Annotated in this window: 20 protein-coding genes and 1 pseudogene; 7 read left to right on the top strand and 14 right to left on the bottom strand. The window is 66.0% G+C overall.

Translation table 11 applies throughout. The annotated features are described in order from the left end of the window. Positions 1–78 precede the first annotated feature (78 nt). Positions 79–414, top strand: a complete 336-nt coding sequence (locus QDT69_RS15240) for a GIY-YIG nuclease family protein (RefSeq protein ID WP_279707324.1) — start codon at positions 79–81, stop codon at positions 412–414. A gap of 56 nt (positions 415–470) precedes the next feature. Here the strand turns inward: QDT69_RS15240 and QDT69_RS15235 are convergent, their stop codons facing one another. The 3 genes from QDT69_RS15235 to ggt form a co-directional block, all read right to left on the bottom strand. After that, positions 471–1,346, bottom strand: a complete 876-nt coding sequence (locus tag QDT69_RS15235) for an NAD(P)-dependent oxidoreductase (RefSeq protein WP_279707323.1) — start codon at positions 1,344–1,346, stop codon at positions 471–473. Positions 1,347–1,531: 185 nt separating this feature from the next. Further along, positions 1,532–2,830 (bottom strand): MFS transporter, encoded by a 1,299-nt coding sequence (locus QDT69_RS15230; protein ID WP_279707322.1) that lies wholly within the window; start codon positions 2,828–2,830, stop codon positions 1,532–1,534. A gap of 170 nt (positions 2,831–3,000) precedes the next feature. Next, entirely contained in the window at positions 3,001–4,746 is a 1,746-nt protein-coding gene (gene ggt, locus QDT69_RS15225; RefSeq protein ID WP_279707320.1) for a gamma-glutamyltransferase, read from the bottom strand. A gap of 127 nt (positions 4,747–4,873) precedes the next feature. Here ggt and QDT69_RS15220 point away from each other — a divergent pair, with 127 nt between their 5' ends. Continuing rightward, positions 4,874–6,253 (top strand): MFS transporter, encoded by a 1,380-nt coding sequence (locus tag QDT69_RS15220; RefSeq protein ID WP_279707529.1) that lies wholly within the window; start codon positions 4,874–4,876, stop codon positions 6,251–6,253. A 157-nt stretch (positions 6,254–6,410) separates the two neighbouring features. On the opposite strand, the gene purH is transcribed toward QDT69_RS15220, so the two are convergent. The 3 genes from purH to QDT69_RS15205 form a co-directional block, all read right to left on the bottom strand. Beyond that, positions 6,411–8,003, bottom strand: coding sequence for a bifunctional phosphoribosylaminoimidazolecarboxamide formyltransferase/IMP cyclohydrolase (purH, locus tag QDT69_RS15215; RefSeq protein ID WP_279707318.1), 1,593 nt, complete (start codon positions 8,001–8,003; stop codon positions 6,411–6,413). Between the two features lie 283 nt (positions 8,004–8,286). Further along, complete coding sequence (locus tag QDT69_RS15210; RefSeq protein ID WP_279707317.1) at positions 8,287–10,038, bottom strand: heparinase II/III family protein; 1,752 nt, start codon at positions 10,036–10,038, stop codon at positions 8,287–8,289. A 138-nt stretch (positions 10,039–10,176) separates the two neighbouring features. Next, positions 10,177–11,523: an RsmB/NOP family class I SAM-dependent RNA methyltransferase gene (locus QDT69_RS15205; protein ID WP_279707316.1), complete on the bottom strand. Its 1,347-nt coding sequence runs from the start codon at positions 11,521–11,523 to the stop codon at positions 10,177–10,179. 201 nt (positions 11,524–11,724) lie between these two features. On the opposite strand from QDT69_RS15205, the gene QDT69_RS15200 reads away from it, so the two are divergent. Beyond that, on the top strand, positions 11,725–11,946 hold the full coding sequence (locus QDT69_RS15200; protein WP_279707315.1) for a DUF1674 domain-containing protein: 222 nt from the start codon (positions 11,725–11,727) through the stop codon (positions 11,944–11,946). Positions 11,947–11,997: 51 nt separating this feature from the next. Next, positions 11,998–12,606: a thermonuclease family protein gene (locus tag QDT69_RS15195; protein ID WP_279707314.1), complete on the top strand. Its 609-nt coding sequence runs from the start codon at positions 11,998–12,000 to the stop codon at positions 12,604–12,606. 331 nt (positions 12,607–12,937) lie between these two features. Here the strand turns inward: QDT69_RS15195 and QDT69_RS15190 are convergent, their stop codons facing one another. Both QDT69_RS15190 and acs read right to left on the bottom strand, forming a co-directional pair. Beyond that, positions 12,938–13,453 (bottom strand): L,D-transpeptidase, encoded by a 516-nt coding sequence (locus tag QDT69_RS15190; protein WP_279707313.1) that lies wholly within the window; start codon positions 13,451–13,453, stop codon positions 12,938–12,940. Positions 13,454–13,813: 360 nt separating this feature from the next. Continuing rightward, complete coding sequence (gene acs, locus QDT69_RS15185) at positions 13,814–15,754, bottom strand: acetate--CoA ligase (RefSeq protein ID WP_279707312.1); 1,941 nt, start codon at positions 15,752–15,754, stop codon at positions 13,814–13,816. Between the two features lie 777 nt (positions 15,755–16,531). Between acs and QDT69_RS15180 the strand changes: the two genes are divergently transcribed. Then, complete coding sequence (locus tag QDT69_RS15180) at positions 16,532–17,698, top strand: DNA topoisomerase IB (RefSeq protein ID WP_279707311.1); 1,167 nt, start codon at positions 16,532–16,534, stop codon at positions 17,696–17,698. Positions 17,699–17,860: 162 nt separating this feature from the next. Here the strand turns inward: QDT69_RS15180 and QDT69_RS15175 are convergent, their stop codons facing one another. The 4 genes and pseudogenes from QDT69_RS15175 to QDT69_RS15160 form a co-directional block, all read right to left on the bottom strand. After that, entirely contained in the window at positions 17,861–18,274 is a 414-nt protein-coding gene (locus QDT69_RS15175; protein WP_029080905.1) for an EVE domain-containing protein, read from the bottom strand. 177 nt (positions 18,275–18,451) lie between these two features. Further along, positions 18,452–18,589, bottom strand: a pseudogene (locus tag QDT69_RS15170) (alpha/beta hydrolase); the annotation flags it as partial. After that, positions 18,577–18,717 carry a hypothetical protein gene (locus QDT69_RS15165; protein ID WP_279707539.1) on the bottom strand — a complete coding sequence of 47 codons (141 nt, stop codon included), beginning with the start codon at positions 18,715–18,717 and terminating at the stop codon, positions 18,577–18,579. The pseudogene QDT69_RS15170 and the gene QDT69_RS15165, both read right to left, overlap by 13 nt. Positions 18,718–18,842: 125 nt before the next feature. Beyond that, positions 18,843–19,748: a LysR family transcriptional regulator gene (locus tag QDT69_RS15160; RefSeq protein WP_279707310.1), complete on the bottom strand. Its 906-nt coding sequence runs from the start codon at positions 19,746–19,748 to the stop codon at positions 18,843–18,845. A 112-nt stretch (positions 19,749–19,860) separates the two neighbouring features. Here QDT69_RS15160 and QDT69_RS15155 point away from each other — a divergent pair, with 112 nt between their 5' ends. After that, positions 19,861–20,625 carry a haloacid dehalogenase type II gene (locus tag QDT69_RS15155; RefSeq protein WP_279707309.1) on the top strand — a complete coding sequence of 255 codons (765 nt, stop codon included), beginning with the start codon at positions 19,861–19,863 and terminating at the stop codon, positions 20,623–20,625. Between the two features lie 63 nt (positions 20,626–20,688). Here the strand turns inward: QDT69_RS15155 and QDT69_RS15150 are convergent, their stop codons facing one another. Continuing rightward, the gene (locus QDT69_RS15150; protein WP_279707308.1) at positions 20,689–21,669 is read right to left on the bottom strand and encodes an NAD(P)-dependent glycerol-3-phosphate dehydrogenase; all 981 of its coding nucleotides are present in this window, start codon (positions 21,667–21,669) and stop codon (positions 20,689–20,691) included. Between the two features lie 246 nt (positions 21,670–21,915). Beyond that, entirely contained in the window at positions 21,916–22,989 is a 1,074-nt protein-coding gene (gene tsaD, locus QDT69_RS15145; RefSeq protein ID WP_279707307.1) for a tRNA (adenosine(37)-N6)-threonylcarbamoyltransferase complex transferase subunit TsaD, read from the bottom strand. Positions 22,990–23,175: 186 nt separating this feature from the next. On the opposite strand from tsaD, the gene QDT69_RS15140 reads away from it, so the two are divergent. Continuing rightward, positions 23,176–23,904: a uroporphyrinogen-III synthase gene (locus QDT69_RS15140; protein ID WP_279707306.1), complete on the top strand. Its 729-nt coding sequence runs from the start codon at positions 23,176–23,178 to the stop codon at positions 23,902–23,904. Positions 23,905–23,906: the final 2 nt, after the last annotated feature.

The following is a 23,906-nucleotide window of genomic DNA, read 5'->3' as shown; positions in this document are numbered from 1 at the left end:
GCATTTTTTACCCGGGCATAATTGCTTTGTCAATAATGCCCGGGTATAAATCATCTCACCGAGGCGAGAGGAGCCACCATGAAGACCGAGGACCGCAAGCTGGCCATCGCCGATTACAAGAAGCGCGCGAGCGTTGCCGGCGTGTTCGCGATCCGCTGCCGCGCGACCGGCACGGTCTGGGTCGGGCAGGCGCTCGATCTCGACAAGATCCAGAACCGGATCTGGTTCACGCTGCGGATGGGCAATCATCGCAATGCCGAGCTGCAGCGCGCCTGGTCGGCGCATGGCGCGGACAATCTGTCGCTCGAAACGCTGGAGCGGATCGAAGAAGAGGAACTCGCCTATGTGCGAGACACGCTGCTCAAGGAGCGCGTGGCGCACTGGCGCGCACAGCTGAACGCGTCTGTGGTGTAGTCTTTTTTGAGCATGATCTTTCCGGAAAACCGCTTCGCACTTTTCCGGATCATGCTTCAGCGCGCCGGCAGCGCCTGCACGGTGACGCCGGGCGGCGGCACGTCGTCGTCGGGCACGAAGAAATCTGACATCAGCGGTACCGAGGGATCGACGCGGTAATGCTCGAAGTCGCGCACGCCGTTGGCATAGAGCACCTTGTCGTCGATGCAGAAATGCCCGGTGAATTCGCGCGACGGCCGCGTGATGATGGCATAGGCCGCATCGCCCATGATCTCGGGGGTGCGGCTCGCGCGCATCATGGCATCGCCACCGAGCAGGTTGCCGACCGCAGCGGTTGCGATCGTGGTGCGCGGCCACAGCGCGTTGACGGCGACGCCGGCCGATTTCAGCTCGCCGGCCAACCCGAGCACGCACATACTCATGCCGAATTTCGCCATCGTGTAGGCGGTCGAGTGCTCGAACCATTTCGTCTTCATGTCGAGCGGCGGCGACAGCATCAGGATGTGCGGATTCTCCGCCTTCTTCAGGTGCGGGATGCAGTATTTCGACACCATGAAAGTGCCGCGGGTGTTGATATCGGTCATCAGGTCGTAGCGCTTCATGTCGGTGGCCTGCGAATCCGTCAGGCTGATCGCACTGGCATTGTTGACGCAGACGTCGATGCCGCCGAACTCGGCGACGGTCTGCTCGATCGCCGCCATCACCTGGGCCTCGTCCCTGATGTCGCAGATCACAGGCAGCGCCTTGCCGCCGGCGGCGCGGACCTCGTCGGCGGCGGTGTAGATCGTGCCCTTCAGCTTCGGATGCGGCTCGGCGGTCTTCGCCGCGATTGCGACATTGGCGCCGTCGCGCGCCGCCCGCAGCGCGATCGCGAGCCCAATGCCGCGGCTCGCGCCGGAGATGAACAGCGTCTTGGCTTTGAGCGACGTCATGAGACCACTCCTCTGCAGTTAAGGACGCACACCAGCAGGGCTCCCTCCCTCCTTGCGGGGGAGGGTTGGGGAGAGGGGTAAGCCACACACACTGCCTTCGCGGCCACCCCTCTCCCTAGCCCTCCCCCGCAAGGGGGGAGGGGACGACCGAGCAAGCGGCACGATTGTAGTGCCGCTGCGAGCACTCACCCACCCGCATGCAGCACGCGCCCGCGCGTTTCCGGCAGTGCGTAGGCGGCGATGAAGAACACGGCGTAGGCCGCCACCGCGAAGATCGCGATCGCGTTGGCGAGCGTCGTCGTGGTCGAGAGCGCGCCGACCAGGAACGGAAACAGCGCGCCGACACCGCGGCCGAAATTGTAGCAGAAGCCCTGGCCGGAGCCGCGCAACCGCGTCGGATACAGCTCGGTCAGGAACGCGCCCATGCCGGAGAAATAGCCCGAGGCAAAGAAGCCGAGCGGGAAGCCCAGCACCCACAGCACCTCGTTGGACAGCGGCAATTGGGTATAGAGCAGCACGACCGCGATGGCGCCGAGCGAGAAGATCAGGAACAGGTTGCGCCGGCCGATCCGGTCGGCAAGCCAGGCGCCGACGAGATAGCCGATGAACGAGCCGATGATCAGCGTCGCGAGATAGCCGGTCGAGCCGACCACCGAGAGCTTGCGCTCGGTGGTGAGGAAACGCGGCACCCAGAAGGTGATGGCGTAATAGCCGCCCTGCATGCCGGTGCCGACCAGCGAGGCCAGCAGCGTGGTCTTCAGGATCGGCCCCTGGAAGATCTCCCACAATGCGGCGGGGCCGCTGCCGGACGCCTGTTGCTGGGCCATCGTCGCGGCCGAGATCTCGGGTTCGGTGACATACCGGCGCAGATAGAACACCAGCAGCGCCGGCAGCGCGCCGATCACGAACATCCAGCGCCAGGCGTTTTCCGGCGGGAGCACCGAGAACAGCACCGCCTGCGCCAGCACCGCAAGGCCCCAGCCGACCGCCCAGCCCGACTGCACCGAGCCGACCGCGCGGCCGCGATATTGCGGCCGGATCGCCTCGCCGATCAGCACCGCGCCGGCCGCCCATTCGCCGCCGAAGCCGAGGCCGAGCAGCGCGCGGGCGATGAGCAGCTGATCGAAATTCTGCACCACGGCGCAGACCAGCGAGAAGAACGAGAACCAGATGATGGTGAGCTGCAGCGTCTTCACCCGCCCGATGCGGTCGGAGAGATAGCCGCCGAGCCAGCCGCCGATGGCGGAGGCCAGCAGCGTCACGGTGCCGGCGAGCCCGGCGGTGCCGGCATCGACCTTCCACAGCGTGATGATGGTGCCGATGACGAGCGGATAGATCATGAAATCCATGCCGTCGAGCGTCCAGCCCGAGGCGCAGGCCCAGAACGTGCGCCGCTCCTGCAAATTCATGTCGCGATAGAAGGCGAGGAGGCTGGTGTCCTCGATCTCTGCGACTTCCATCGATTTGGATTCGGCCGTGCTCATGCGCGTTCCCCGGAGAAATCTTTCACCGGCACTTTGCGATCCGCGGCCGGAGTTGCGCGGACCGCCAATCTATCGCGATGTTGCAGGCGGGGCAAAGGCGGCCTTACCCGCATTCCCTTATTTGAGCATGATCTTTTCGGAAAACCGGCTGCCACTTTTCCGGATGATGCTCAGTATCCCGCAGCCTCCGAGCCGCGCGTGCGCGGATCAGGCGCGCCGAGCAGACCATTGGTCGTGACGAGGATCGAGTTCGCGGAGGAGTAGCCGAGCGGCTCGACCAGCTTGTGGCCCTTGGCGCGCAGATCGGCGAGCACCTCGTCCGGAAAGCCGCGCTCGATCCGGACCTCGTCGGGCAGCCATTGATGGTGCATGCGGGGCGCGGCGACCGCGGCTGCGATGTCCATCTTGCAGTCGATCACGTCGACGATGATCTGCGTCACCGCTGACATGATGCGGCTGCCGCCCGGCGATCCCGTCACCAGCACCGGCTTGCCGTCCTTCAGCACGATGGTCGGCGACATCGACGACAGCGGGCGCTTGCCGGGGCCCGGCAGATTGGCCTCGAAGCCGACCAGGCCGAAGGCGTTGGAGGCGCCGGGCGCTGCGGTGAAATCGTCGAGCTCGTTGTTGAGCAGCACGCCGGTGCCGTCGGCGACCAGGCCGACGCCGTAGGGGAAGTTCAGCGTGTAGGTGTTGCTGACGGCGTTACCCTCCGCATCGACCACCGAATAATGCGTGGTGTTGTCGCCCTCGTGCGGTTGCTTGGCGTTGCGCACGTCGGTCCAGGGTGTGGCGCGGGCAAGGTCGATGGTCGCGCGCTGCTTCGCGGCATAGTCCTTGTCGACCAGCAGCTTGGTCGGCGCGTCGACGAAAGCGGGATCGCCGAGATAGCGGGCGCGATCGGCATAGGCCCGCTTCATCGCCTCGATCATCACATGCAGCGAGGCCGCCGAGCCCTGCTTCATGTCCGACATCTGAAAGCCTTCGAGGATATTGAGGATCTCAAGCAGCACGACGCCGCCGGAGGAAGGCTGCGGCATCGAGACGATGTCGTAGCCGCGATAGGTGCCGCGGATCGGCGTGCGGACCACCGCCTGGTAGGATTTCAGATCGGCAAGCGTGAAGATGCCGCCGGCGTTCTTGATTCCGCTGACGAGCTTCTCGGCGACCGCGCCTTCGTAGAAGCCGCGCGGCCCCTGTTCGGCAATCGCGGTCAAGACGCCGGCGAGATCGCCCTGGATCAGGCGGTCGCCCTCATGCAGCGGTGTGCCGTCGGCGTGCGAGAACGTCTTGGCCGAGTTGGGCCAGCGCGACATGCGGCGATACATGTCCGCCAGCGTATCCGCTGTATCGTCGGTGACGATGAAGCCGTCGCGCGCCAGATCGATCGCCGGCTTGAGAATCTGCGCCAGCGTGAACTTGCCGGAGCCGTATTTCTCCAGCGCCAGCGCGAGGCCCGCGACCGTGCCGGGCACGCCGATCGCGAGCGCGGAGTTGCGCGACTTGTCGGGATCGGGCTTGCCGTCGGCGTTCAGGAACACGTCGCGCGTCGCAGCCTGCGGCGCGGTCTCGCGATAGTCGATCGCGACATCCTCATTGCGGCCGGCAAGATGGATCACCATGAAACCGCCGCCGCCGATATTGCCGGCGCGCGGATAGGTCACCGCCATCGCAAAGCCGGTGGCGACCGCGGCGTCGACGGCATTGCCACCCTGCCGCAGGATGTCGGCGCCGACCCGCGCGGCGAGCTTCTCCTGCGCCACCACCATGCCGTTTTCGGCGCGAATGCTGCGAATCGTGTCGGTGGCTGATGGTTCGTAGGCGTGACGCTGGACCTGGCCGAGGGCCGGCGTTGCGATGCCGATCACCAGGAGAGCGGCAAACAGCCGCCGCGACATCATTGGTGTCAGCGCCATCGAAATGTCCTGCCCTGTTCATCGCGGTATCAGCCAAACCGGCCCATGCTATATGGGAGCGGCTTGAAGCGGCAAAAGCCTGCCTGTGGCTCGATCTCAAGGAATATCTTTGGCGATGACGGCAACAATGCAGACGGGCGCGGGTGAAGCGAAGGCCGACACCAAGATCTATCCTGGCCGCGCAGCCGTCGTCAGCTGGATCTTCTTCGACTGGGCCGCGCAGCCTTATTTCACGCTGATCACGACGTTCGTGTTCGCGCCTTATTTCGCGAGCTTCGTCGCATCAGATGCCGCGAGCGGGCAGGCGCTGTGGGGCTTTGCGACTGCCGCGGCGGGACTTGCGATCGCGCTGCTGTCGCCGGTGCTGGGGGCGATCGCCGATGCCAGCGGCCGGCGCAAGCCTTGGATCGCGGTGTTCGGCGCGCTGCTCGTGATCGGATCGAGCGCGATGTGGATCGGCACGCCCGGCAATCCCGACATCATCCCCATGCTGCTGCTCGCCTATGCGATCGCCAGCGTCGGCGTCGAATTCGCGACCGTGTTCAACAATGCGATGATGCCGACTCTGGTGCCGCCGGACCGGATCGGGCGACTTTCAGGCACCGGCTGGGCCACCGGCTATGTCGGCGGCATCCTCAGCCTCGTGCTGGTGCTTGGCTTCCTCGCGGCCAATGCCGACACCGGCAAGACCCTGTTCGGCTTCACGCCGCTGTTCGGCCTCGATCCGGTCACGCACGCGGGCGACCGCATCACCGGGCCGCTGACCGGGCTGTGGTTCATCATCTTCGTGACGCCGATGTTCCTGTTCACGCCGGACTATCCGGCGAAACGTCCGATGCGCGAGGCGCTCGGCGAAGGCCTGCGCGAGCTCAGAGAATCGTTTGCGAGCCTGCCGAAGCAGAGATCGCTGGCGTGGTTCCTGCTGGCGAACATGATCTACACCGACGGGCTGGTCTCGCTGTTCGCATTCGGCGGCATCTATGCGGCCGGCACCTTCGGCTGGGACACGATCCGGATCGGCACCTTCGGCATCATCCTCGCGGTTGCCGGCACGTTCGGCGGCTTGATCGGCGGCAAGCTCGACGATGCGTTCGGGCCGAAGCGCGTGATCACCGGCAGTCTTGTGATCCTGCTGTTTGCGATCGTGGTGATCCTCACCGTGAACAAGGATTCCATCCTGTTCATCTCGGTCGCGCCGCCGGTGCCTAGTGGTCCCCTGTTCGCCGGTGTGGCCGAGCGCGCCTATATCGTGCTGGGCTGCCTGATCGGCGCCACCGGCGCGCCGCTACAGGCAGCCTCGCGCTCGCTCTTGATCCGCCTCGCGCCGAAGGATCGCATCGCGCAATATTTCGGCTTGTTTGCGCTGACCGGAAAGGTGACCTCGTTCATCGGCCCGCTGCTGATCGGCGCGATCACCGCGGCGACCGCGAGCCAGAAGGCCGGCATGGCGGTGCTGGTTGCGTTTTTCGTGGTGGGACTGGGGTTGCTGGTGAGGGTGCGCGAGTAAACCACCGCTGTCGTCCCGGCCTAGTGCGCAATTGCGCACGGGAGCCGGGACCCATACCGCGTGATCTATCGACGGCGCGCTGGGGTTAGTTGTCCCTCGCCAAGTATGGCCGGTGGTTATGGGTCCCGGCTTTCGCCGGGACGACCATGCTGAGAGATCAGTGCCTGAAGTGCCGCACGCCGGTGAACACCATGGCGATGCCGTGCTCGTCGGCGGCCTTGATCACCTCGTCGTCGCGCATCGAGCCGCCGGGCTGGATCACGGCGGTGGCGCCGGCTTCGATGCAGGCCAGCATGCCGTCGGCGAACGGGAAGAACGCGTCAGAGGCGACCACCGAACCCTTGGTCAGCGGCTCGGCGAGCTTCAGCTCGGCCGCGGCATCCAGCGCCTTGCGCGCGGCGATGCGCGCGGAATCGACCCGGCTCATCTGGCCGGCGCCGATGCCGACGGTGGCGAGATCCTTGGCGTAGATGATGGTGTTCGACTTGACGTGCTTGGCGACGCGGAAGGCGAATTTGAGATCGCGCAGCTCGGCATCGGTCGGCGCGCGCTTGGTCGCGACCTTCAGGTTCATGTCCTCGACCACCGCGTTGTCGCGGCTCTGCACCAGCAGGCCGCCGGCGACCGTCTTGGCGGTGAGGCCCAGCGCGCGCGCGTTCGGCAGGCCGCCGGCGAGCAGCAGGCGCAGATTGCGCCGGCCGGCGATGATCGAGATCGCCTCCTCGGTCGCGTCGGGCGCGATGATCACCTCGGTGAAGATGCCGATGATAGCGCGCGCCGCATCCGCATCGAGCGTGCGGTTGACCGCGATGATGCCGCCATAGGCCGAGGTGGAGTCGCACGCGAGCGCACGGGCATAGGCGGTCGCGAGATCGGGACCTTCGGCGACGCCGCAGGGATTGGCGTGCTTGACGATCACGCAGGCCGCGGTGCGCTGCGGATCGAACTCGCCGACGCATTCATAGGCCGCGTCGGTGTCGTTGATGTTGTTGTAGGACAGCTCCTTGCCCTGCAGCTGGCGTGCGGTGGCAACGCCCGGCCGCTTCTCCGGCGTCGCGTAGAACGCCGCGGTCTGGTGCGGGTTCTCGCCATAGCGCAGCGACTGGATCAATTTGCCGCCGAAGGCGCGGAAGTCCGGCGCCTTGGTGTCGAGCTGCACGGCGAACCAGTTCGAGATCGCGGCGTCATAGGCCGCGGTGCGCGCATAGGCCTTGGCGGCGAGCCGCCGGCGCAGGCCGAGCGAGGTCGCGCCCTTGTGCGCGGCGAGTTCGTCGAGCACGGCCTGATAATCCTGCGCCTCGACCACCACGGCGACGTCGTCATGGTTCTTGGCCGCGGCGCGGATCATCGCGGGGCCGCCGATGTCGATGTTCTCGATGCACTCCTCGAACCCTGCTCCTTTGTCGACGGTGGCCTCGAACGGATAGAGGTTGACGACGAGCAGGTCGATCGGCGCGATGCCGTGCGCGGCCATCGCCGCGGCGTGTTCCTTGTTGTCGCGGATCGCGAGCAGGCCGCCATGCACCTTCGGATGCAGCGTCTTGACCCGGCCGTCCATCATCTCCGGGAAACCGGTGAGCTCGGAGACGTCCTTGACCTTCAGCCCGGCCGCCGCGATCGCCTTGGCCGTGCCGCCGGTCGAGACCAGCTCGACGCCCTGGTCGGCCAGCGCCTTGGCGAAATCGATCAGTCCGGTCTTGTCGGAAACGGACAACAGAGCGCGGGTCACGCGGCGAAGCTGCTCGGTCATATCGGAAAATCCTTGGCTGTTAAGGCAGCCGGGTAGCATGGTTTTGTGCGGTACGAAACCGGTACATGCGGCGGATTCCGGGGAAAATGGCGGTGATCCGAACCGTCCCCGTCGTCCCCGCGCAAAGGCGAAGCCTTTGTCGCTGGAGGTGCGAGCTCTTGCGAGCCTCGAAGGGCGCACGGCCCGGCTGGTGGCCGTCGACCCTTCGAGACGCGCGCCAGTGCGCGCTCCTCAGGGTGACGGTTCAAATCGCACTGAATGGAAGCAATACGCCCGGCCACCCCTAAAGCGGCAGTTCCGGCTCGCGGCGGGCGTTGCGGCGGGCGTTGGTGGCGGTGGCCGAGGTCGAGGAGCGCACGAAGCACCAGCGGATGGTGGCGGCTTGCCTCGCGTCCTGCCGGATCACGATCTGGGAGGTGCGGCGCGGGCCGTCATTGCCGGCCAGGAACACGCTGTCCTCGAGGTCGACCTTGTCGTCCATAGCCTCGAAGGTCCAGACGTCGCGGTTCGGCAGCACCAGCATCACGCCGCGGGCATCCGACAGCCGGCTCGCCTTCACCGAGGGGTGCAGATGGAAGCGTAGCGCGAAATCGGCCTCGCTGCCCTTGATGCGGCCACCCGGCGCCGGCGTCAGCTGGTCCTCGCCCTCCAGCCGGGTGCCGTCCTGGGAGACCATCAGGACGCGGCGATGGATCACCCCGAAGCGTGAGAGATAGCCGTCATGCGAGGCGGTGAGCACGTCGCCGCCGGGAATGGCTTCGCGGTAGCTTTCGACATTGCTCGGGCCGCTGGTGATCGGCGCGCCGCGCAGCAGCCGCTTCATCGCCGACAGCTCGACGAACTGGCACGACGAGGTGTCGCGATAGGTCAGCGTCGAATGCGCCGCGGTGGAGCGCGCGAACGGCCGCCAATTGTCGCGCCCCGTCGACGGCATGCCGCAATTGACGACGATGCGGCTCGGACCCGAGGAGAGCTCGAACGACAGGCAGCCGGCATGCGCATCCTGGCTGACGCTCGCCGGCGGCGGCGGACCGGTGTCGATGATCAGCGTGGTGTTGCCGGCATCGAGGCGCTGGAAGCCGGTATGCGGCATGCTCGCCATCGGCACGCCGCGGGTGTCGTCATAGGCGAGCAGCGTCGCCACCAGATCGGACGGTGCGGTCGACATGCCGTTGAACAGCGCGAAGCTGCCGTCGCCGTGCCGGAAGAAGCGCAGCATCGGCATCATGCGGTCGATCGCGTTGAGCAGCGCCGGCGGCGGCGCGATATTTCGTGCGGCAAAGGTCTGCCGCAGCGGCAGCAGATCGCTCAGCAGCTCGACCAGCGCGCCGGGATTGCGCGAGATGTGGCCGCCGTCGGGCAGGATCTGGCGCTGCAATTCGTCCGACAATCTTCGCGTCGCGGATTTGATATTGCGCGCCTGGTTGGCAAGACAGAGCGAGGCGTAGCACAGCGCGATCAACACCTGCAGGCGCGGCACGCCGTCATTGTCGAGCGTCGAGTGGCGCAGATAGCGGATCTCGCGCGCCAGCCCGCGCAGATATTTCCGGTAGAACTTTCCGTCGGTGTCGCCGAGCACCAAGGGGGCCTGCGACAACAGCGAGATCACGCGCCGCGCGCGCACATCGGCGCGCCGCTCCAACGGCCGCTTGCGCGCCTGATTCGAAATCCAATCATCGACCAGCGAGCGGGCATTGGCGCGGGTCAGCGCAGTGTCGGCGGCGCGGAGGTGACGCAGCCAGCCGAAGCCGAGCAGGGCGGCTTCCCAATCCTCCGACGGCGGCTCGAGATCGAAGATCGAGCGGCCGTGGCAGGTGACGATCTTGCCGGCGAACACGAATCGCCCGGCATAGATCTCGGCAGCGCGGGTGGCGTCGGCGGTCCGCAGATCGTGCGGGGCGATGATCAGCCGGTCGGTGCGGCCCGGCCACAGCCGCGACAGCGCAACCGTGCTTCCGCTGGCGCGTGCGAGCATGCTGCGGGCAAAGCGGCCAGCAATCAGCGTCGAGATGCGTCTGCTTTGAGCGACCGACACGCCTAACCTTGCGGGGAGGGAATTTTCAACGAATCCTTATTTAATCCGGAAACGCGGCCAAGACACCTTCTTGATAAACAAGACACCCTCTTGATTACCGCGCGAATCACTTCGAGCTTAGAGGACTGAAGTTTAAAATCAGGATTTAACCAGCCGGGCTGCGTAAAAGCCATCCAGCCCGCCCAGCCTCGGGTCGGCGTTGGGAAGATGGCTCGGCAGGGTGCGCAAATCGCCGTCGGCGGTAATGATGTCGTCGAGGCCGGCGACCTCGCCCTTCTCGACCGGCGCACGGCGCAGGCCTGATTCGCTCGCTAGCAGCGCGGCGATCGCGTGCTCGCCTTCCTCCGGCTCCAGCGAGCAGGTGCAGTAGACCAGCGTGCCGCCGGGCTTCAGCAGATGGGTGGCCTTTTGCAACAGCCGCTTCTGCAGCGCCGACAGCGCGGCGATGTCGCCTTCCTGCCGCAGCCAGGCGACGTCGGGATGGCGGCGGATGGTTCCCGTCGAGGTGCAGGGCGCATCGACCAGGATACCGTCAAAGCTTGCGGCCTCGGCGGGCCATTCGGCGGCGTCGGCGACGACGGTGTCTGCCTGCAACGCCAGCCGCGTGAGATTTTCGCGCAGCCGCGCGACCCGCGCCGGCGAGCGGTCGACCGCGGTGACCTGCGCGCCGGCCAGCGCGAGCTGAGCCGTCTTGCCGCCGGGCGCAGCGCAGAGATCGGCAATCGCCTTATCCTTGATACCGCCGAACAGCCGCACCGGCAGCGCCGCGGCGGCGTCCTGCACCCACCATTGGCCTTCGGCAAAGCCCGGCAGCATCGTGACGGAACCCTGCAGCAGCGTGCGCACGGTTCCCGTCGGCAAGGTCTCGCCGTGCAGCCGGCTCGCCCATTGCGCCGGGTCCGACTTCACCGTGAGGTCGAGCGACGGCTCGTGACCGAGCGCCAGTGCCATCTCGCGCGCAGTGGCCTCGCCGTAATGCGCGTTCCAGCGCGCCAGCATCCATGGCGGCAGGTCCAGCGTCTGCGTGCTGATCTCGTCGATCAGCCCCTGGCCCTCGCGCGCGCAGCGGCGCAGCACGGCGTTGACGAGCCCGGCATATTTCGCCGCGCGTCGGTCCGACTGCACGAGCCGCACCGACAGATCGACCGCGGCATGGTCAGGCACGTCCATCCAGAGGATCTGCGCGGCGCCGATCAGAAGCGCGCTCTGCGCGCGCGGCGCATCGGTCGGGATGCCGCGATCGAGCAGGCGCGACAGCAGGTGGCCGAGCGTGCCGAGCTTGCGCAGAATGGTCGAGACCAGCCGGCGCATCAGCGCGCGATCGCGATCGGCCAGCGATTTCAGGCCGGGATGCGCGCCGGCGCCGTCGAGCTGGTCGTCGAGCGTGCGGTGCTTGTGCAGCACGCCGTCGAGGATGTCGGCCGCGATACGGCGCGCCGCGAGACCGGGGACTTCGGCAGGAACTGCAAATCTTGAAGGGGGCATGAAGCGGAGATATCTCGAAGGTGCTGAGTTACATTCGGCTCATGCCCATCAACTCGAAACCACCTCTGGCATGCGAATATGCCAAATGTAAGAATCGTGTTGCGGGATTTCGTGATCGTGATGCCGTCACTGAGCCAACACCGGGATACGAAATTCGCGGGCAGAAAGTTTTGCCGAGAAAGCTTGCCGAGAAAGCTTACCATGAATGACAAATCGCCATCGCCATCGGAACCCGCGCCGCGCAAGCCGCTGACGCCGGAAGCCCAGCGCGCGCTCGCCGAAGCCGAAGCGCGGCGCAAGGCTGCCGAGGAGCTGGCCGCGAAGGATGCGGCCGCGCGGCCGAAGGAATTCCAGGGCCCGAAGGGACTGGAACCGACGCGTTACGGCGATTGGGAGACCAAGGGCATCGCCTCGGACTTCTGAGAGTCTTTTGGCTGTCTTGCCTGTCGGCCCGACTCAAGTCAGTCTGGGAATATGTCCCCATACGAGAGAATAAATCCTTATCGTGGGACCGGGCGACCGCCCTTCCGCAGGTCCCCTTGGGGCCGCCGCGTCTCCGCGGCGCTGCCTTGGGTGTTCGTGCTCGGCATCGCCGTCGGCAGCATGCTTCCGATCCGCCGATATGTGCCTCAATGGGTGCCCTTGCCGCCGCACTGGTCGTTGAGCCGATCGCGCGATGCCGAAATGATCCTGCAGCACTCGGGTGCGTCTGATGCGCGGCACAGCGTCGATGTGATCAGGACGATCGATGGCGACACGTTCGAAGCGCGGGTGCATCTCGCGCCGGGCCCGGATTTCTATACGCGGGTCCGCCTGCGTGGCATCGATGCGCCGGAGCTGAAAGCATCCTGTGCGCGCGAGTTGCAAATGGCGCAAGCGGCGACGGTCGCGCTGCGCGATCTGCTCGGCCAGGGCGATGTCGCGATCTACAATGTCGGTCCCGACAAGTATCAGGGCCGCGTCGTCGCCGATGTCGCGACCAGGAAAACCGACAACGTCTCGGCCGCGCTGCTCGCGGCCGGTCATGCCCGAGCCTACAATGGCGGCCACCGCTTCGGCTGGTGCGGATATTTTGCGCGTTAGAGCGCGAGGGGTTTGATTAAATCGGCTTGACGCGGTCTTGGTTCCACCTCTCCCCAGCGGGGAGAGGTCGGATTGCGCCTGGCGATGCGAAGCATCGTCCAGTGCAATCCGGGTGAGGGCTCTTGCTCTCTCGATGGACCGTAGCCCCTCACCCGATTTGCTGCGCAAATCGACCTCTCCCAAGGGAGAGGTGGACTTTCGACGCCGTTGCAGCCCAACCTAATCTCATCATGCGTCAGGCCATCGCCTCGTGGTCGCCAACGACGCCGATGACGCAAACAAAGAGCCGCGCAGATGTGCGGCTTTTCTTTCGGAGAATCGCTGAACGCGATCAGCGGGTGACGACAACCGTCGTGCCGACCGAGACGCGCGAATAGAGATCGGTGATGTCCGTGTTCAGCATGCGGATGCAGCCGTAGGAGACGAAGCCGCCGACCGAGCCCGGCACGTTGGTGCCGTGAATGGCGTATTCGCCGCCGGCCAGCGTCATCGCCGCCACGCCCATCGGGTTACGCGGCGAGCCGCCGGCGATCACGTCCGGAATGCTCGGCTTGTCGCGCTTGACCTCGGCGGGCGGCGACCAGGCCGGGTTGCGATACTTGCCGTCGATCCGGGTGGTGCCGGCCCACTGCTTGCCGGACTTGCCGACGCCGACCGGGTAACGCATCGCGTGGCCGGAATCGAGAATGAGATAGAGCCGCCGTTCGTTGGTCTTCACCACGATGGTGCCCGGCTCATAATTATCGGCGTGGATTCCGACCATTTCCGGCCGCGCTTCGGCCGTCTGCGACATCAAAACAACCGCACCAAGGGTGGCAGCGAACGCCACCGCAAACTTCATCGACATCAACCTCTCCACTTCCCAACAGCTCCCGTGAGGGCGCCAAAAACGAAGGTGCAGAGCCCTGAAAAAACCGGGCCCGCCGGTCTCACGCACGCAATATTAACCGCGTGTCTTAACCGGGTGGTTTCACACCGGCCGCGAGACACGTCCTGATGGCGGGCAGAAAAGAAAAAGTTCGGATTAAAGTAAATGACCTGAAAACAACACTTGGCCACAAACGCGCCGCAATCGCGCCTTGCCTCTGACAATCCCGTGAAATGGCCGCTTCCACCGCGTTTTCGAGGGATGTGGGACGAAAGCGAAGGGCCGCGGCGGTGATCGCGCGCGGCCCTTGCTGCATGTCTCGATATTGCCGTCGCCGGGTTACTTCTTGTTCTGCCGGTTCTGCACGAGGTCATCGACCACGGCGGGATCAGCCAGGGTCGAGGTGTCGCCGAGGCTCGACGGCTCGTCCTCGGCGATCTTGCGCAGGATGCGGCGCATGATCTTGCCGGAGCGCGTCTTCGGCAGGCCGGGCGCGAACTGGATCAGATCCGGCGAGGCGATCGGGCCGATGTCCTTGCGGACCCAGGCGACCAGTTCCTTGCGCAAGGCCTCGGTCGGCTCGGTGCCCTTCATCAGCGTGACATAGGCGTAGATGCCCTGGCCCTTGATGTCGTGCGGGTAGCCGACGACGGCGGCTTCCGACACCGCCTCGTGCGCGACCAGCGAGCTTTCGACCTCGGCGGTGCCCATGCGGTGGCCGGAGACGTTGATGACGTCGTCGACGCGGCCGGTGATCCAGTAATAGCCGTCGGCATCGCGCCGGCAGCCGTCGCCGGTGAAGTACTTGTTCTTGTAGGTCGAGAAATAGGTCTGCTCGAACCGCGCATGATCGCCATAGACCGTGCGCATCTGGCCCGGCCATGACTTGGTCAGGCAGAGATTGCCCGAGGTCTCGCCGTCCAGCGTCTTGCCGTCGGCATCGACGATCTCGGGTACCACGCCGAAGAACGGCCGCGTCGCCGACCCCGGCTTCAGCTTGGTCGCGCCGGGCAGCGGCGTGATCAGGATGCCGCCGGTCTCGGTCTGCCACCAGGTGTCGACGATCGGGCAGCGATCGTCGCCGACCACCCGGTAATACCACTCCCAGGCCTCCGGATTGATCGGCTCGCCGACCGAGCCGAGCAGCCGCAGCGATTTGCGCGAGGTCTTCTTCACCGGCTCGTCGCCGCCCTGCATCAGCGCACGGATCGCGGTCGGCGCGGTGTAGAAAATATTGACCTTGTGCTTGTCGACCACGTTCCAGAAGCGCGAATTGTCCGGGTAGTTCGGCACGCCCTCGAACATCAGCGTGGTCGCGCCGTTACAGAGCGGCCCGTAGAGGATGTAGCTGTGGCCGGTGACCCAGCCAACGTCGGCGGTGCACCAGTAGATGTCGCCGTCGTGATAGTCGAACACGTATTGATGCGTCATCGACGCGAACACGAGATAGCCGGCCGAGGTGTGCAGCACACCCTTCGGCGTGCCGGTCGAGCCCGAGGTGTAGAGGATGAACAGCGGGTCCTCGGCGTGCATGTGCTCGGCCGGGCATTCTGATGTCACCACCTTGGCCGCCTCGTGATACCAGAGGTCGCGGGTCGGGTTCATGTCGATCGCACCGCCGGTGCGCTTCACCACCACGACCCAATCGACGCCGCCGGTCTTGGCGATCGCGGCATCGACATTGGCCTTCAGCGGCACCTTCTTGCCGCCGCGCAGGCCTTCATCGGCGGTGATCACCACCTTGGAATCGCAGTCCTTGATGCGCTGGGCGAGGCTGTCCGGCGAGAAACCGCCGAACACCACCGAGTGGATCGCGCCGATCCGCGCGCAGGCCAGCATCGCGTAGGCGGCTTCCGGGATCATCGGCAGGTAGATCGTGACGCGGTCGCCCTTCTTGACGTTCCGCGTGCGCAGGATGTTGGCCATCTTGCAGACTTCGTCGTGCAGCTGGCGGTAGGTGATGTGCTTGGATTCGGAGGGGTCGTCGCCCTCCCAGATGATCGCGGTCTGGTCGCCGCGCTTCTCGAGATGGCGGTCGATGCAGTTCCAGGCGACGTTCAGCACGCCATCTTCGAACCATTTGATCGAGATGTTGCCGGGCGCGAAGGAGACGTTCTCGACCTTGGTGAAGGGCTTGATCCAGTCGATCCGCTTGCCGTGCTCGGCCCAGAAGCCGTTCGGGTCCTTGACCGAGTGCGCATACATCTCGCGATATTTGGCGTCGTTGACATAGGCGCGCTTGGCCCAATCGGCCGACACGTCATAGATCTTCTCGGACATCATTTTCCTCCACTCATTGCCGATCGCAAACAACGCGGTGGCAAGCCGTCCTGATCATTGCCGCGATTATGCGTTGCCGCATTCCGGCCCGGCAAGGGAAAAGGACTGTCACTTTCGTCGCGTCGAAGCCGCCGGGTATTGCGCCGGCTGCCACATCTGATTGGGCGGTTTACCGCGCCTCGTTGACGAGTGAAACCTATGCGCCATCGTGTGCTCTAGGTCACTGGTCTCTTGGTCGTAGTGGTATCGTTCGCCGCGCCGCTCGCTTGCGCCTCGTGTCGTCGGCGGAGCCGATCGGTGGTGCGAAAGAATTCGCAATCACGATCGGACGTAGCGCATCGACACCCATCGTGCTGGACCGCTCACTGCGCGCTTCGATGAAATGTCGAAGGGCAGTCGCGATCATCTGCGCCGACGATTTCGCGCCGGAGCGCCGCCGCAGCTACCGTGGCGCGTCCCTCGGGGGACCGGGCGGGAAACGGCACGGTCCCTGACCTGTCTCCGGCGGTTCCTGTCCTCGTCACGGGCCCTTCAAAGCCCGGCTCCCGGACCGCGCTCCCGTTGTTTTGACCGATGACGGACAGCCCAAAATCAAGGTTAGCGGGCGAATGGCACCCATGAAAGGTATTTAGAAACCGTAGATAACCGATTCGCGACTCGCAATGTCAGTCCCGACGCCCTAAATCGCCATTCCGAGGCCGGACGGCCCCACCGGAACGAAGCCCGAAGCAACGGCATTACCGGGAGAACAGCGGAACAAGGCGTCTGACGAGTAGTATGATGGATCAGCAGAACATCGCGGCTGTGCGGCCCATGTCCGCCGATCCCGCTGTCGCCCTGGCGAAGGCGCTGGGCCAATGGCCCAAGCCGTCACCCAAGTCCAAGATCAAGTTCGACGCCCCGGCCGCAGCTGCCATCAAGACGTCAGTTGAAGATCTGGCGCGCGACCTCGGCCTGCGGCTCGGCGACCAGAACGAGCTGACCATCCGCCGCGTCAAGCGCGGCAAGAATTATTCATTCGTTCGCGCCAATGGCTCGCGCGTTCGCGATGCTCGCACGATCCGCCGGCTGCACGCGATGGCGATGCCGCCGGCCTACCGCCGGGTGCGCTACTCCACCGATCCGAACACGCATCTGCAGGCGGTCGGTCTCGATGCCGCCGGCCGGCTGCAATATCGCTATCACGCCGATTGGGAGAAGGTCCGCGAGCAGCGCAAGGCGCATCGCCTGGGCAAGCTGGTGGCCGCGCTGCCGAAGATCCGGCGCAAGGTCTCGGCGTTCCTGTCCGGCGACGAGCCGACGCGCGAATTCGCGCTGTCGGCGGTGATCGAGCTGATCGCGCGCACCGCGATCCGGCCCGGCAACGAATCCTATGCCCGCCTCAACGGCACCCGCGGCGCCACCACGCTGCTGAAGTCCAACGTCACGCTGGAAGACGATTCTCTGGTGCTGACCTTCAAGGCCAAGGGCGGCAAGGCCGTGCGCAAGGAATGCGACGCGGCCAAGCTGGTGCGCGCGGTCGGCATCCTGCGCGACGTCCCGGGCAAGCGCATGTTCCAGTATTACGACCGCTCCGGCGTCGTGCGCGCCGCCTCGACCGCGGCGGTGAACGCGTTCCTGCGCGAGCTCGCCGGCATCAAGATCTCGCTGAAGGATTTCCGCACCCTGATGGCGTCGGCCGTCGTCGTGGAATCGCTGTCGCGGATCACGCCGGCCGCCAGCCAGCGCGGCCGCAAGCGTCAGGTGCTGGACGCGATCCGCGCCGCCGCCGACCAGCTCTCCAATACGCCGGCGATCTGCCGCAAGAGCTATGTCCACGACACCATCGTCACCGCGTTCGAGGACGGCATTCTGGAGCGCTTCGCCGCGACGATGGGCGGCTACCGCACCCAGAGCAAGCGCGAGCAATTGCTGGCGCAGGTGGTGATGGCGGCCGGGGCGTAAGCTCCGTCCAATCCTACATCGTCGTCCCGGCGAAGGCCGGGACCCATAACCCCAAATCTTGATTGCAGAGACGAGCTGTGGCCACAGCGCGCTTCAACAACGCAACCCTGTGGTTATGGGTCCCGGCCTGCGCCGGGACGACGGTGGAGTTCGTTGGGACGCTTACAGCCCGCCCATCTTGCAGACGTATTTCCATTCCTCCGCGGTGACCGGCTGCACCGAGAGCCGCGAATATTTCACCAGCGCCATGTCGGCGAGCTTCTTGTCGGCCTTGATCGCAGCCATCGTCACCGGCGTCTTCAGCGGCTTGTCGGCCTTGATGTCGACGCAGACGAACTTGCCGGTCTTGTCGGTCGGATCGGGATAGGCTTCCTTGATGATCTCGGCGATGCCGACGATCTCCTTGCCCTCGTTGGAATGATAGAAGAACGCCTTGTCGCCCTTCTTCATGTTGACGAGGTTCTGCCGCGCCGTGAAGTTGCGCACGCCGGTCCACGCCTCGCCCTTCGCGCCCTTGGCGACCTGCTGGTCCCATGACCAGGTCGACGGTTCGGATTTCACCAGCCAGTAATTCATCGCGACTTTACCCCGTTCTCGAACGCCGATTGCGCGGCAATCTACAGTCAGCTCGATGCCCGCGACAAGCGCTGGCATCTGATCCAAAGCGTTTTCGAGCGAAGCCTGTCCCGCACTCGATGCGGGATGGATGCCGGTTCGCGTGAAGAAAACGCGTCAGATGAAGAAGCCCCATGCTCACTGCTTCAGATATCGATCGAAGAATTTGGCGATATCGGTGAACGCCTTCCTGGTCTCGGGCGCATCGATGTTCATCTGGTACTGGGCGTGGGACTGCCCCTCATAGACATTGAGATCGGCAATCACGCCGGCGCGCTGGCGGCCGCCTCGATCTTTGCGAGGTCGTCGTATGAGGTTGCGGTCTGGGCGCGGACCGCAATGGACGAGGCGGCGACGGCAAACAGAACGCTCACCGAGGCGATAACGAAACGCGGCTGACGCATGTGCTTTCCCCAAGATTGTTTTCTTGTTGTTGGAACGGGATCCGGCGGTCGCCGCAACGCCGTCGCGGCGCGCATTATCTCGGCGCGGAAGTCCGCACCCGTCAAGCGCGGCAGCCGCGGACCCGCTATGAGTGGTTGAACGCGATCTGCGGAATCTCGCCGGCGGCGAAGTCCAGGAAGCTGCGAATGCGAGGCGCCATCAGGCGTGCGCTGGGATAGACAAGCTGGACCGGTATCGGCGCGACTTCATACTCCGTCAGCACGCGGACCAGCGACCCCGCTGCGAGTTCACCGGCAACCTGGTAGGACAGCACGCGCGTCAAGCCCATGCCGTCGCGGGTCAGCCCGATCGCCGTCTCGGCGCGGTTGACCTCGATGCGGCTCGATATCTTGATCTTCCGCGGGCGGCTTTGCTTGTGCCGGAAGGACCAGGCCGTGGGGTTCGCCTGATTGACGAACGTCACGGCGTGATGCTGCGCGAGATCGTCGGGACTGCGCGGCCGGCCGTGCCGCTTCAGATAATCCGGGCTGGCTACCACAATGCGGCGGACTTCCCCGACGCGCCGGGCCCTCAGCGACGAGTCCGTCAGATGGCCAATCCGCAGCGCGATGTCGATCCGCTCGTCGATGAGATCGACGAGACGATCCTCGAGCGCCAGTTGCAGCGTGATGTCGGGGTGACGTTCCAGGAATGCGCGCACCAGCGGTGCGATGTGACGGCTGCCGAACAGCGTCGGCGCCGACAGCTTGATGTTGCCGCGCAGGCTTGTGGCCGCTCCGATCGCGCCGTCGATCGCCTGGTCATAATCGGCGAGCAGGCGGCGCGCCTGCGCCGCAAGCCGCGCGCCGGAGTCGGTCAGCGACAGCTTTCGCGTGGTCCGTTGCAGCAGCCGCGTGCCGAGGCGCCGCTCGAGCTCGGCGACGATCCTCGTCGCCGAGGAGGGTGAGCGCGCGAATTTCCGGCCGCCGGCCGCAAACTTTCCACTGTCGACGATCGCGAGAAACAGGCGGAGTTCGTCGAGCCGGTCCATCGTCATCTCTCCCTGATTGTTCTGAGGCGCGGAACGATAACTGCTGAAATCGGGCGATTGTGCCAACACGCAATTGTGTGAACGTTGACGGCGTGCAACGCGAGGAAACCACATGGTTCTGGACCGCCGGACGTTTACGACCCTGGCCGCGGCTTCTGTCACGGCCAGCGCGGTGCTGCCTGATCGGTCGCGCGCGGCGGGCCGCCCGCCTTTCCGGGCCGTCGCTTTCGACGGCTTCCCGGTGATCGATCCGCGTCCCGTGGGCGCCCGGCTGGAGGAGATGTTCCCCGGCATGGGAGCGCAGCTGGGCGCGGTGTGGCGCACGCGGCAATTCGAATACAGCTGGCTCAGGACGCTCGGCGGGCAATATGCCGACTTCTGGCGGGTCACCGAGGACGCGCTATTGTTCGCGGCGAAGGCGATGAAGATCTCGCTCTCGCCCGAGCAGCGCGACCGCTTGATGCAGGCCCACCTGGAGCTCAAGGCATGGCCCGACGTCGTGCCGGCGCTCGTGCAACTTCGCTCCGCCGGCTTGCGCCTGGCGTTTCTCTCCAATTTCACCGCACCGATGCTGGACGCGGTGATCAGGAATTCCGGGCTCGAAGGCCTGTTCGAAGATCACCTCAGCACCGACAAGGTCTCGGCCTTCAAGCCGGATCCGCGCGCCTATCAAATGGCTGTCGACGCGTTCGGCCTGAAGAAAGAGCAGATCGTCTTTGCCGCATTCGCCGGATGGGACGTGGCCGGCGCCAGATGGTTCGGTTATCCGACCTTTTGGGTCAATCGCACCAACGCGTCAGCCGAGGAACTCGGCGTGACGCCCGATGGAGCGGGGGCGGGACTGCACGACCTCGTCGCCTTCGCGACGGCGCCGTGACAGGGCGTAGTCAAGCGAAGCCAACACCGGTCGCGAGGAGAAAGCGCGTCACTGCGGCAAGCGCTAGCCTTCGGCCTTGAATGGCCGCGTCAGCAGGCCTTCGATCGCGTCATCGATCGTCAGCCGGTCGCTCAGGATCGCGGCGACCGCATTGGACACCGGCATGTCGACCTTTCGCGCCGCGGCGAGTTCGCAGAGCACCGGCGCGGTGAACGCGCCTTCGGCGAGCTTGCCGACCGGCGCTGGTTCACCCCGCCCGAGCGCGAGGCCGAGCGCGAAATTGCGCGATTGCGCGGTTGAGCAGCTGAGCAGGAGATCGCCGAGCCCCGACAAGCCGGCGAGGGTTTCGGTGCGCGCGCCGCAGGCTCGGCCCAACCGCGCGAGCTCGCTGAAGCCGCGCGTGGTCAGTGCGGCGAGCGCCGAAGCGCCGAGATTCTTGCCGACGACGATGCCGGCGGCGATCGCCAGCACATTCTTGGCCGCGCCGCCGATCTCGACCCCGCGTACGTCTGACGTGTGGTAGGGCCGGAAGGTCGCCGAGCCGAGCGCCTGGACCAGCGCGCGTGCGAGCTCTTCGTCCCCGGCGGCCAACGTGACCGCGGTCGGTAGTCCGCGCGCGACGTCGTCGGCGAAGCTCGGTCCCGACAGGATCGCAGGCACGGCGCGCGGCGCGGCTTCCGCGACCACCTCGGTCATGAATTTGTGCGTGCCATGCTCGATGCCCTTGGCGCAGGCGATCACCGGCGTAGCAGGCGCAAGATGCGGCGCGAAATGGCTGACCGCCGCGCGCAGATGCTGCGCGGGGGTCACCGCGAGGATGATGTCGGCGCGCGCCGCGGCGGCGATATCCGATGTCACCGCGATGCTTGGCTGAAGCTGGACGCCGGCGAGCTTCGGATTGATCCGCGTCGCCTCGATCTGCGCGGCATGCTCGGCATTGCGTGCGTACAGCGTCACCTTGCGTCCGGCGCGCGCCGCGACCTCGGCCAACGCCGTGCCCCAGGCGCCGGCTCCGATCACGCTGACTGACATATGCGCGGGCATCGGAAACCCCTAGCTCGACTGCGCTCCCTCGCCCCGCTCTTGCGGGGAGAGGGTTGGGGTGAGGGGCTGCATCCGCAGGCGCCTGGCGTGTGGAGAGCCCCCCTCACCCGGATTGCATCTTCGATGCAACATAGCCGAAGCTTTGCTTCGGCGTTGTTTTGGACGGCCGCGAGATGCGGCCTGTGCCTCTCCCCGCAAGCGGGGCGAGGTGAAGCGGTGTCCGTGGCGCGCGTTGTTAAACATGACTCAATATCCGGCGCGGCTGTTGGCGTGGCCGGCCGGCGCCTTGGCGTTGGCATCGAGCAGCCAGCGTGCCCGCGGCGGCGCTTCCAGCGTGTCGATGAGGCCGAGCGCCATCCGCTCGGCGCCGGCCCAGGCGATCATCGCGCCGTTGTCGGTGCAGAGCGCCGGCGGCGGAATGATCAGCGTGGTCTGCGCCTTCGCCGCGACATCCTGCAGCGCGCTGCGAATGGCATGGTTGGCGGCGACGCCGCCGGCCGCGACCAGCGCGCGCGGCGTGCCGAATCGCTCCTGGAACAGCTTCAAGCCGACGGTCAGCCGGTCGGCGGTCGCTTCCAGCACCGCGGCCTGGAAGCTGGCGCAGAGGTCGCTGATGTCCTGCGGCTCGAGCGGCTCCAGCCGGCTCGCTTCGTTGCGCACCGCCGTCTTCAATCCCGACAGCGAGAAATTCGCATCGGGGCGGCCGAGCATCGGGCGCGGAAACGCGAACCGCGTCGGGTCGCCGCCGGCCGCCACGCGCTCGACCTGCGGTCCGCCGGGGTAGGGCAGCGACAGCATCTTCGCGACCTTGTCGAACGCCTCGCCCATCGCATCGTCGACCGTGGTGCCGAGCCGGACATATTCGCCGACGCCGACCACGGCGACGATCTGGGTGTGGCCGCCCGAGGCCAGGAATAGGCAATAGGGAAACGCCAGCGCGCAGGTCAGCCGCGGCGTCAGCGCGTGCGCCTCGAGATGGTTCACCGCAATCAGCGGCGTGTCGTGCACCATCGCGATCGCTTTCGCGGTGGTGAGACCGACGATCACGCCGCCGATCAGGCCGGGGCCGGCGGCAGCCGCCACCGCCGACAATTGTCCGTAGCCGACACCGGCCTCCTTCATGGCGGAGGCGACGATGCCGTCGAGCAGGTCGACATGGGCGCGCGCCGCGATCTCCGGCACCACGCCGCCGAAGCGGGCGTGCTCGTCGGTCTGCGAGCGCACGACGTTGGAGAGGATTTTCGCCTGCCCGTCAGGCTGGCGCTCGACCACGGCGGCTGCGGTTTCATCGCAGGTGGTCTCGATCCCCAACACCAGCATCGGTGGTTCGTGTCCCAATTTCGGCCCTTGTGCTACCAGCATGATCCGGACAGGCCGGAACCGGTTTCCGGCAAGATCATGCTCATCAAATGTCCCCTCCGGGGTAGCATTGCGAGGTCTCAAAGTGCAATCGGTCGCCAAGGTCCAATCTGCAGGGGCCAATTCGTAATGCGGGAGGCCTGACCCGTGACCATCCTTGTCACACGACCGCATCCGGACAATGAGGCGACGCTCGCGACGCTGCGCCAACGCGGCTTTGAGGCGATCGCGGCGCCGGTGCTGCGCTTCGAGCCGTTGCCGTTCCATGACGACGATGCGGATTATGACGCGGTCATCCTGACCAGCGCCAATGCGCCGCGGGCCATCGATCTTGCCGGCAGCCGGCTGTTGCGGCTGCCGCTGTTCGCGGTCGGGGCCCACACCGCCGATGCCGCGCGCGCCGCGGGCTTCGACAGGGTGATCGCGGCCAAGGGCGATGCGATCTCGCTGCGCGATCTCGTGCTGGCGCGGGTCAAGGCCGGCGAACTGCCCGCGTCCGCCACGCTGCTCTATCTCGCCGGCGCCGACCTGTCGCGCGATCTCGCCGGCGAACTCAGCGAAAAGGGCCTGACGGTCGTCACCCACACCACCTACCGGATGGCGCCGGTGGCCGCTCTTCCAAGGGAGGTCAGCGACGCCTTCATGGCGAACCGGATCACGGCGGTGCTGCATTATTCCCGCCGCAGCGCGCAGGCGTTCCTGGACGCAATCCGGGCCGACGGCCTGGAGATTTCGGCGCTCGCGCTGCCGCAATGCTGCATCTCGGCGGCGGTCGCCTCCGTGCTCCATGACGCCGGCGCGACCAAGGTGGTGGTGGCGGCGCGGCCGGACGAAAATGCCCTGCTGGAGGCGCTCGACCGCGCCCTGCGGCCGTGACC

The sequence above is a fragment of the Bradyrhizobium sp. CER78 genome (assembly GCF_029846235.1).
Taxonomy (GTDB): Bacteria; Pseudomonadota; Alphaproteobacteria; order Rhizobiales; family Xanthobacteraceae; genus Bradyrhizobium.
This window is presented reverse-complemented; position numbering and strand designations above follow the sequence as displayed.

Bases quoted from the DNA above. Each gene is read 5' to 3' on its own strand.
- QDT69_RS15240 (WP_279707324.1), top strand. From the start codon at position 79: ATGAAGACCGAGGACCGCAAGCTGGCCATCGCCGATTACAAGAAGCGC.
- QDT69_RS15235 (WP_279707323.1), bottom strand. From the start codon at position 1,346: ATGACGTCGCTCAAAGCCAAGACGCTGTTCATCTCCGGCGCGAGCCGC.
- QDT69_RS15230 (WP_279707322.1), bottom strand. From the start codon at position 2,830: ATGAGCACGGCCGAATCCAAATCGATGGAAGTCGCAGAGATCGAGGAC.
- ggt (WP_279707320.1), bottom strand. From the start codon at position 4,746: ATGGCGCTGACACCAATGATGTCGCGGCGGCTGTTTGCCGCTCTCCTG.
- QDT69_RS15220 (WP_279707529.1), top strand. From the start codon at position 4,874: ATGCAGACGGGCGCGGGTGAAGCGAAGGCCGACACCAAGATCTATCCT.
- purH (WP_279707318.1), bottom strand. From the start codon at position 8,003: ATGACCGAGCAGCTTCGCCGCGTGACCCGCGCTCTGTTGTCCGTTTCC.
- QDT69_RS15205 (WP_279707316.1), bottom strand. From the start codon at position 11,523: ATGCCCCCTTCAAGATTTGCAGTTCCTGCCGAAGTCCCCGGTCTCGCG.
- QDT69_RS15200 (WP_279707315.1), top strand. From the start codon at position 11,725: ATGAATGACAAATCGCCATCGCCATCGGAACCCGCGCCGCGCAAGCCG.
- QDT69_RS15195 (WP_279707314.1), top strand. From the start codon at position 11,998: ATGTCCCCATACGAGAGAATAAATCCTTATCGTGGGACCGGGCGACCG.
- QDT69_RS15190 (WP_279707313.1), bottom strand. From the start codon at position 13,453: ATGTCGATGAAGTTTGCGGTGGCGTTCGCTGCCACCCTTGGTGCGGTT.
- acs (WP_279707312.1), bottom strand. From the start codon at position 15,754: ATGTCCGAGAAGATCTATGACGTGTCGGCCGATTGGGCCAAGCGCGCC.
- QDT69_RS15180 (WP_279707311.1), top strand. From the start codon at position 16,532: ATGATGGATCAGCAGAACATCGCGGCTGTGCGGCCCATGTCCGCCGAT.
- QDT69_RS15175 (WP_029080905.1), bottom strand. From the start codon at position 18,274: ATGAATTACTGGCTGGTGAAATCCGAACCGTCGACCTGGTCATGGGAC.
- QDT69_RS15165 (WP_279707539.1), bottom strand. From the start codon at position 18,717: ATGCGTCAGCCGCGTTTCGTTATCGCCTCGGTGAGCGTTCTGTTTGCC.
- QDT69_RS15160 (WP_279707310.1), bottom strand. From the start codon at position 19,748: ATGGACCGGCTCGACGAACTCCGCCTGTTTCTCGCGATCGTCGACAGT.
- QDT69_RS15155 (WP_279707309.1), top strand. From the start codon at position 19,861: ATGGTTCTGGACCGCCGGACGTTTACGACCCTGGCCGCGGCTTCTGTC.
- QDT69_RS15150 (WP_279707308.1), bottom strand. From the start codon at position 21,669: ATGCCCGCGCATATGTCAGTCAGCGTGATCGGAGCCGGCGCCTGGGGC.
- tsaD (WP_279707307.1), bottom strand. From the start codon at position 22,989: ATGCTGGTGTTGGGGATCGAGACCACCTGCGATGAAACCGCAGCCGCC.